Genomic DNA, 7068 nt, shown 5'->3' with positions numbered 1-7068 from the left:
TGCTCGTCGACCTCGGCCGCGAACGGGGCGATCTTCGCCTCGGCCAGCGACCGCACCGCGTCACGGAGCATGTCGTGCTCCTCGGTCAAGCGGAACAGATCGAAGGAGTTGCTCATGGTTCTGGTGCTCCAGTCCGTCCCGCGCAGCCGTTGGCGGAACACGATCCACAGAGAGGGAACTCAGTTCCCCTAATAGAACACACTCTGTGCCATCAACGCCAGCCCGGTCCGCCGCGACATGCCGAAGGGGGCCGCCCGGACTGTCCGGACGGCCCCCTCCGGGAGGGCGGTCAGCCGTTGGAGGCGTGGAGAACGGTGGGCACGGCTGCGGCCACGCGGCCGGCGCCGAGGAAGACGAGGTGGTCCAGGCGGGCCCCGTAGGGCCAGCCCTCGGCGCGGTAGAAGCAGAGGTCGCCCGGGGCGGGCGCGGCCCGCAGGTCGCCGGCGAAGGTGCCCTCCGGCAGGGCCGCGGCGGCGGCCAGCAGCGGGTCCTCGGACTTCGCCCAGTCCGCGACCGGCTCGGGGAGGACCCACGGCTCGCCCGTGTTGGGGAAGAACCAGCCGCTCGCCGCACCGGCCGAGCGTGCGAAGTCCGCTGCCGCGGCCGCCTCGCGGGCGATCCGGGCGACGGTCAGCAGCAGGTCCGCCAGCGACTCCCCGAGCAGCGTCAGCTCCGGGTACTCCTGCAGCAGCCGTTCCTCGGCCGACACCGTGACGGCGCAGCCCCACTCCCCGCTGTCCGGGTCGATCCGGATCTGGGCGAGCGCCCGGTGCTGTCCGTACGACACCAGGGCGATCGGCCAGTACGTGCCGTCGCCGCCCAGCATCCGGTGCACCTCGGGGTCGGCCCGGTGCTCGGGCCCGCCCGGCAGCAGGCGCAGCACCGGCAACCCGGCCACCGCGACACCGCCGATCTCCCGGACCACCGCCCGGACCTCCGGCGGCACGGGGACGGGCCAGCCGTCCATCTCCGCGTCGGTGCAGCCCGGTTCGAGGCGGACCGACTCGGGGTGGGCGGCCGCGAGGGCGCGCAGCTCGGCCACCGCCCGCTGCGGAGCGTCCGCGGGAACGGTGTGCCGCCGGACCGGGCGGCCCAGGAAGTCCCCGCTGACGATGCTGCGGAAGAGCAGCGCCCGACCGCCGCCCAGCATCCGGAACTCCATCTCGCTGCCGCCGGTGTCGGCGGTGTTGTACGCGAAGGAGTGGTACGGCTCCCAGTCGATCCGGCAGGGGAGGCCGGGCAGCCGGCGCAGGTCGGCGACGTCGGCGAGCGGGTCGCCGCGGCCGACCAGGGCGGCGAGCCCGGCGTCCGGGCCCTCGGCGGCCGCCACGCTGGGCACGGCGGCGATCGAGGCCGTCGGCGCTCCGCCGCGGCAGGCGTCCGCGCCGGGGTCGGCGAGGCGGGCCGCGAGGGCGAGCAGCCAGTCGCCGAACGCCTCGGCCTCGACGACGGCCTCCGGATCGTCCCACTGCCGGATCGCCACCACCGGGCCCCAGTCCGCGGCCTCCGGGTCGCCCACGCCGGCGATCACCGTGCTCTCCGTCCGGTGGTAGGAGCCGAGCCCCCAGTAGCCGTCGGCGAACGAGGACGGCCGCAGGGTGCGCGGGCCGAAGACGTGCTCCTCGTCGCGCGTACGGACACCGCCCGCCGCCCGCAGCACGGTCCGCACGGCCTCGGGCACCGGCACCGGCCAGCCGTCCATCTCCGCGTCGCCGAAGCCGTCGAGCACCTCGACGCCGTCCACCGCGCGCAGCGCGAGCAGCGCCCGCACCGCCTCCTGCGCCCGTTCCGTTCCCCCGCCGACTGCCATCCGGCCCCTCCCGATTCGCTGCTTTGACGATCACCGGACAGCTTATGGCGTCTCCTCGGAGGTCAGGGGTGCCCCCGCGCGCCGCTGAGCCGACCTCCGAGTGCCCCTGGGGACCGTTCCCGGGAGCTGCCGTCGACGCCGTCTCAGACCGGGAGGCCGATGCTCGGCTGGTCGGGCCAGTCGGGTGTCGGGGCCGGTGACGCTGTGGGCGCCGGCGGCGTGGGCGGCCCGGCGGAGTTCCTCGCAGGGCACGACCGGTTCGCCGCGGGTGTCGAGCCACAGGAGGGCCGGCCGGCCAGTTCGGCGGGGGAGACCAGCCCCTCGGCCCCGGACTGGCCGCCCGGGCCCCGGAACGGCCCGACAACCCGCTGTACTTCTCCTGGACGCTGCCCGACGACGGCACACCGCCGCAGTCGCAGGCCGTCGCTGCCCTGCGCCGCCTGGCCGCGGAGGACCCGAAGACCTACAGCCGGGTGTCCGGCGGCAGCCGCGAGCGGGCCGAGGAACTCGGCTACCGGTGGGACGACGCCTCCTGACCGTGCCCACCGTGGTCCGGGGGCGGTCCGTCGGGACCGCCCCGGACTCGCCGTTCGGGGTACCGCCCGGCCGCAGGTCCGGGGCTACGATCGGACGGGACCGGGGGGCCCGCGTCGACCTGCAGGACGGACACCGTGGCCAAGCTCGTCTCCGTCAACGTCGGACTGCCGAAGGACGTCCGCTGGCGCGGCCGCACCGTCCGCACCGGCATCTGGAAGGACCCGGTCGACGGGCCGTGCACCGTACGCCGGCTGAACCTCGACGGGGACGGCCAGGGCGACCTGGCCGGACACGGCGGCGAGATGCGGGCCGTGATGGTGTACCAGCTGGACTCGTACCGCCACTGGCAGCAGGTCCTCGGCCGCGACGACTTCACCCACGGCCAGTTCGGCGAGAACTTCACCGTCGAAGGGCTCCCCGACGACGAGGTCTGCATCGGCGACCGTTACCGGATCGGCAGCGCCGTCTTCGAAGTGACCCAGCCGCGCGTCACCTGCTACCGCGTCGGGCTGCGGATGGACGAGCCCCGCATGCCCGCGCTGCTGGTCAGCCACCGCCGCCCCGGCTTCTACCTGCGGGTGCTCACCGAGGGCGAGGTCGAGGCCGGCCAGGAGATCGTCAAGATCGCCGACGGGCCGGAGCGGATGACCGTCGCCGAGACCGACGGCCTGCTCTACCTCCCCGAACGGCCCCGCGACCGCATCGCCAGGGCCCTGCGCATCCCCGCACTCAGCCCCGGCTGGCAGGGCTCCTTCCGCGCCCTCCTGCAGCAGGCGGACACCGCAACCGAAGGCGCCCCGGCCGGGAACCCCGGCCTCAACCCGGACGGCGCCGACCCCCGGCCCGCCTGGGACGGCTTCCGGCCGCTCACCGTCGCCGCCACCGCCGTCGAGAGCCGCAGCGTCCTCTCCCTCTGGCTGGCCGACCCCGACGGCGCCCCGCTGCCCGCCGCCGCACCCGGCCAGTACCTCACCGTCCGCCTCGCCCCGGACGCCGACCGGCCCGCCCTGCTGCGCAGCTACTCGCTCTCCGGGCCGCCCGGCGCGCAGCGGTACCGGATCAGCGTCAAGAGCGAGCCCGACGGCGTCGCCAGCGCCTGGCTGCACCGCAACCTGCGGGTCGGCGACACCCTGCAGACCGCCGCCCCGCGCGGCGCCTTCATCCTCGCCCCGGGGGACGCCCCGGTGGTGCTGGCCTCGGCGGGCGTCGGCGCCACCCCCGTCCTCGCCATGCTGCACGCCCTGGCGGCCGCCCGGCCGGGCCGGGAGGTGTGGTGGCTGCACGGGGCGCGGAACGGAGCGGACCACCCCTTCGCGGCGGAGACCAGGCGCCTGCTGCAGCGGCTGCCCCGGTCGCACGTGCGCATCTGCTACAGCCGCCCGCGCCCGGAGGACCGGCAGGGCGCCGACTACGGCCGGCCCGGCACCGACTACACCGACCGGGGTCGCCTCACCGCGGACCTCGTCGCCGGCCTCGGCCTGCCCGCCGACGCCCACGCCCACCTCTGCGGCCCGGCCCCGTTCATGGCCGACCTCACCGCGGCACTGACCGGCGCCGGCCTGGCACCCGAGCACATCCGAACCGAACTCTTCGCCGCCGCGAGCGGCCTCACCCCCGGCATCGCCGCCGCGGGCCCGGCCCGTACCCCGCACCCGCCCGGGGGCACCCCCGGCGACGGCCCCGCGGTCGCCTTCACCCGCAGCGGCATCACCGTCCCGTGGAGGCCCGAGTACGGCACCCTGCTGGAACTCGCCGAAGCCTGCGACATCGCCGTCCGCTGGTCCTGCCGCACCGGCGTCTGCCGCACCTGCGAGACCCGTCTCCTGGAGGGCCGGGTCGCCTACGACCCCGAACCGGTCGAGCGACCCGGCCCCGGCAACGCCCTGATCTGCTGCTCCCGGCCGGACCGGGACATCGTCCTCGACCTCTGACGACCCGCCAGGGAGAATGACGCCCCGTCAGCCGCCCAGCAGGCCGGCGAAGTCGTAGCCGAGCAGGCCCAGCTTGGTCAGGTCACCGAGGTCGGTCACGCCCCCCACCGGGACGGTGTACAGGTGCTCCTGCTTCGAGGGCGCCGGGTACGCGGCGTTCCCGGCGGCGGCCGCAGCGGCGGTGCCCGCCAGAGTGGCCGCACCGAACAGGGCGGCGGCGACGGCGGTTCGGACGAGGACTGGCATGCTGTTCCCTCCACGGAAGACGGTCCGTGCGGCCAACGGTGTGACACCGGAGGGGTTACGGCCGCTGCTCCTTCCGGACGGACATGTCATCCGTCCGGACGCGCCGGCCGGACCCGGCGCGGCCCGGCATCCGGAGCAGACGAGGTGCGAAAGGCCATGGACATCACCGCGACCTTCACGGTGACGCCGAAGGAGTGCCGCCGCGCGGCGCGGCGCTTCCCGCTGGTGCGGTTCCTCACCGTCCTGGGCGTCCTGGCGATGCTGGCCGCCGCCCTGCTGTCCGTCCTGGACGGCCGCCTCCAGCCCCGGTACTTCGCCCCCGGGCTCGTGCTGCTGCTGGTGTCCGAGTTCGGCATCGTCCGCCTCACGGCCCGCGCGAACGCCCGGCTGACGGCCGAGCCGTGGACCGTCCGCCTCACCGACGAGGGGTACGAGATGCAGACCGCGGCGGGCCGCACCACCGCGGCGTGGGGCCTGCACCGCCGGATGACCAGCAGCGGAGGCTTCTGGTACCTGGAGCACGCCAACCGCACCGTCACCTTCCTGCCGCAGCGCATCCTCGACGGGCCCCGGCGCGCCGAGGCCGAGGCCTTCTTCGCCGACCGCCTCCCGCCCCGCCCCTGGTACCGGCCCTGGTGAACGCGCCGGTCCGCCGTTCGCCGCGGACCGGTGTCACGATGAAGAGGCAGGGTCCACACGACGGAAGCACGCATCGGGAGCAACGACCGGGAGGCGGGCATGGGCCGCGAGTACCACTTCCACCTCGAACACGCCGGCTGCTCGGTCACCGCGGGGGTGCGTTTCGGGGGCGACCGGGAGGTGGAGGTGCTGGTGGACGGCAAGGAAGTGGCCTTCGAGCGCGTCCACGGACACCACGCCGAGGAGCACACCCTCACGGTCGTGCTGCCCCTCGACCCGCCGCGCCAGGTCGGGATCCGGGTCGCCCTGCCCGGGCGGAGGGGCGGCATCCCGTCCTGCACGCTCCTGGACGGCGGCACGGAGCTGCCGATGCCCGAACGGGAGATCCCCCGACACGCCCGGCCGACCGAGGCCTCCTGGTACGGCTGACCCCGCTGCCCGCACCCTCCGACCGGTGCTTCCGCGGCCGGCGGAACAGCCCTGCGGCGCCGCAGCGCCCCGCCGGGCAGCCGGACGGTGACGGGTTGTCAGTCGAGGGTGCCATGATGCCGGAGCGGCGCGAGGAGCAGGGGCGACCGCACCTGGAACCAGTGGAGGAGCAAGTCCCGTGCGCATCGTCATCAGCGAGTTCATGAGCCTCGACGGCGTCGTGCAGGCCCCCGGCGGCCCGGAGGAGGACACCGACGGCGGCTTCGCCCACGGCGGGTGGTCGCACCCCTTCTTCGACCCGGAGGTCGTCGGCGGCGCCTTCGACGACGCACTGGGCAAGGCCGAGGCCCTGCTGTTCGGGCGCCGCACCTGGCAGACGATGGCCGCGGCCTGGCCCGAGCGCGCCGGCGACCCGTTCGCCGACCGGATGAACGCCATCCCCAAGTACGTCGTCTCCCGGACGCTCGGCGACTCCGACCTGACCTGGGCGAACACCACCCGCATCGGCGGCGACGAGGCCGTCGACCGCCTGCGCGAGCTGCACAAGGCCGAGGGCGGCGACCTGCTCGTCATGGGCAGCCCCACCCTCGCCCGCACCCTCCTCGCCGAGGGCCTGGTCGACGAGCTCCGGCTGATGGTCATGCCGGTGCTGCTCGGCGGCGGCAAGTCGATCTTCCCGGCGGACGGCGGGAAGCACACGCTCGAGCTGGTCTCCACCGTCACCAGCGCCACCGGCGTCAACGTCTGCACCTACCGCACGGTCACCGAGAAGTAGCTCGGGGTGTGCCCATGGGGGCGCGGGATGCCCGAGTGCCTGAAAAGGGTGCCTTCGGTCCGTCTGCGAACCGGTTCCGGAGTCGGTGAGGGGCCGAAGCCGGGCGGACGGTCCGCAGGGCGTTAAAGATCCGTCAAGGATTGGCTCCCGCGCCCGTCGGGCGGGCCGTCCGTCCTGCGGGACGGGCCGGGGCTCGACCTGCCCGATCCCCGGCCGCCACCCCACTGCCCGGAGACCGCGCGCCGTCCTGCGCGGACACCGTCACCACCGCAGTCGACCGTCCTGACCTGCGGATCAACCCGCACACCGCCGCCGTGCAGCCCGACCCGGGCGCGGGTCCCCGGCACCGGCGGCCGGGCCCGGCGGGGCCGTCCGGCGGGTGCGCGGTACGACCGGTCCTGCCAGGAGCGGGTCCGCATGTTGTACACGGTGGCGAAAGAGGCCGACGACCGGGCTGCCTACTCTGGCGTCGCCGCCCACCGGGCGGCTTGATCATTTGCGCCGTCGACGGAGTCCACCGTGTCCACAACATCCCCGCCGGTCCCCCCTCAACCCGCGGCACCGAGCCGGCTGCGGGCGTGGCTGCTGGAGGGGCTGTCGGACCGGGCCAAGCAGCACCCCGGCCCGCACGCGGAGGTCAAGGAGGAGCACGGGCAGCGCTGGTGGCGGGTGATGTGCCTGACCGGCCTGGACTACTTCTC

General features: G+C 75.1%; 8 protein-coding genes. 5 read left to right on the top strand and 3 right to left on the bottom strand.

The genetic code is table 11. From position 1 onward, the window contains the following. A partial coding sequence (locus AB0M03_RS39005) for an acyl-CoA dehydrogenase family protein (RefSeq protein ID WP_363501374.1) occupies positions 1-116 on the bottom strand: 116 nt, incomplete at its 3' end. A 173-nt stretch (positions 117-289) separates the two neighbouring features. Then, positions 290-1810 (bottom strand): hypothetical protein, encoded by a 1521-nt coding sequence (locus AB0M03_RS39000; RefSeq protein WP_363501371.1) that lies wholly within the window; start codon positions 1808-1810, stop codon positions 290-292. Positions 1811-2481: 671 nt separating this feature from the next. Here AB0M03_RS39000 and AB0M03_RS38995 point away from each other — a divergent pair. Beyond that, entirely contained in the window at positions 2482-4278 is a 1797-nt protein-coding gene (locus AB0M03_RS38995; RefSeq protein ID WP_363501368.1) for an MOSC and FAD-binding oxidoreductase domain-containing protein, read from the top strand. A 27-nt stretch (positions 4279-4305) separates the two neighbouring features. Here the strand turns inward: AB0M03_RS38995 and AB0M03_RS38990 are convergent, their stop codons facing one another. Continuing rightward, positions 4306-4524, bottom strand: coding sequence for a hypothetical protein (locus AB0M03_RS38990; RefSeq protein WP_363501365.1), 219 nt, complete (start codon positions 4522-4524; stop codon positions 4306-4308). A gap of 156 nt (positions 4525-4680) precedes the next feature. Between AB0M03_RS38990 and AB0M03_RS38985 the strand changes: the two genes are divergently transcribed. The 4 genes from AB0M03_RS38985 to AB0M03_RS38970 form a co-directional block, all read left to right on the top strand. Further along, entirely contained in the window at positions 4681-5163 is a 483-nt protein-coding gene (locus AB0M03_RS38985; RefSeq protein WP_363501362.1) for a hypothetical protein, read from the top strand. A gap of 99 nt (positions 5164-5262) precedes the next feature. Continuing rightward, on the top strand, positions 5263-5592 hold the full coding sequence (locus AB0M03_RS38980) for a hypothetical protein (RefSeq protein ID WP_363501359.1): 330 nt from the start codon (positions 5263-5265) through the stop codon (positions 5590-5592). A gap of 178 nt (positions 5593-5770) precedes the next feature. Next, complete coding sequence (locus AB0M03_RS38975) at positions 5771-6367, top strand: dihydrofolate reductase family protein (protein WP_363501356.1); 597 nt, start codon at positions 5771-5773, stop codon at positions 6365-6367. Between the two features lie 519 nt (positions 6368-6886). Continuing rightward, positions 6887-7068: hypothetical protein (locus AB0M03_RS38970; RefSeq protein ID WP_363501353.1), on the top strand; the 182-nt coding region annotated here is incomplete at its 3' end.

This window comes from Kitasatospora sp. NPDC051914 (assembly GCF_040680995.1).
In the GTDB taxonomy this organism is placed as follows: domain Bacteria; phylum Actinomycetota; class Actinomycetes; order Streptomycetales; family Streptomycetaceae; genus Kitasatospora.
This window is presented reverse-complemented; position numbering and strand designations above follow the sequence as displayed.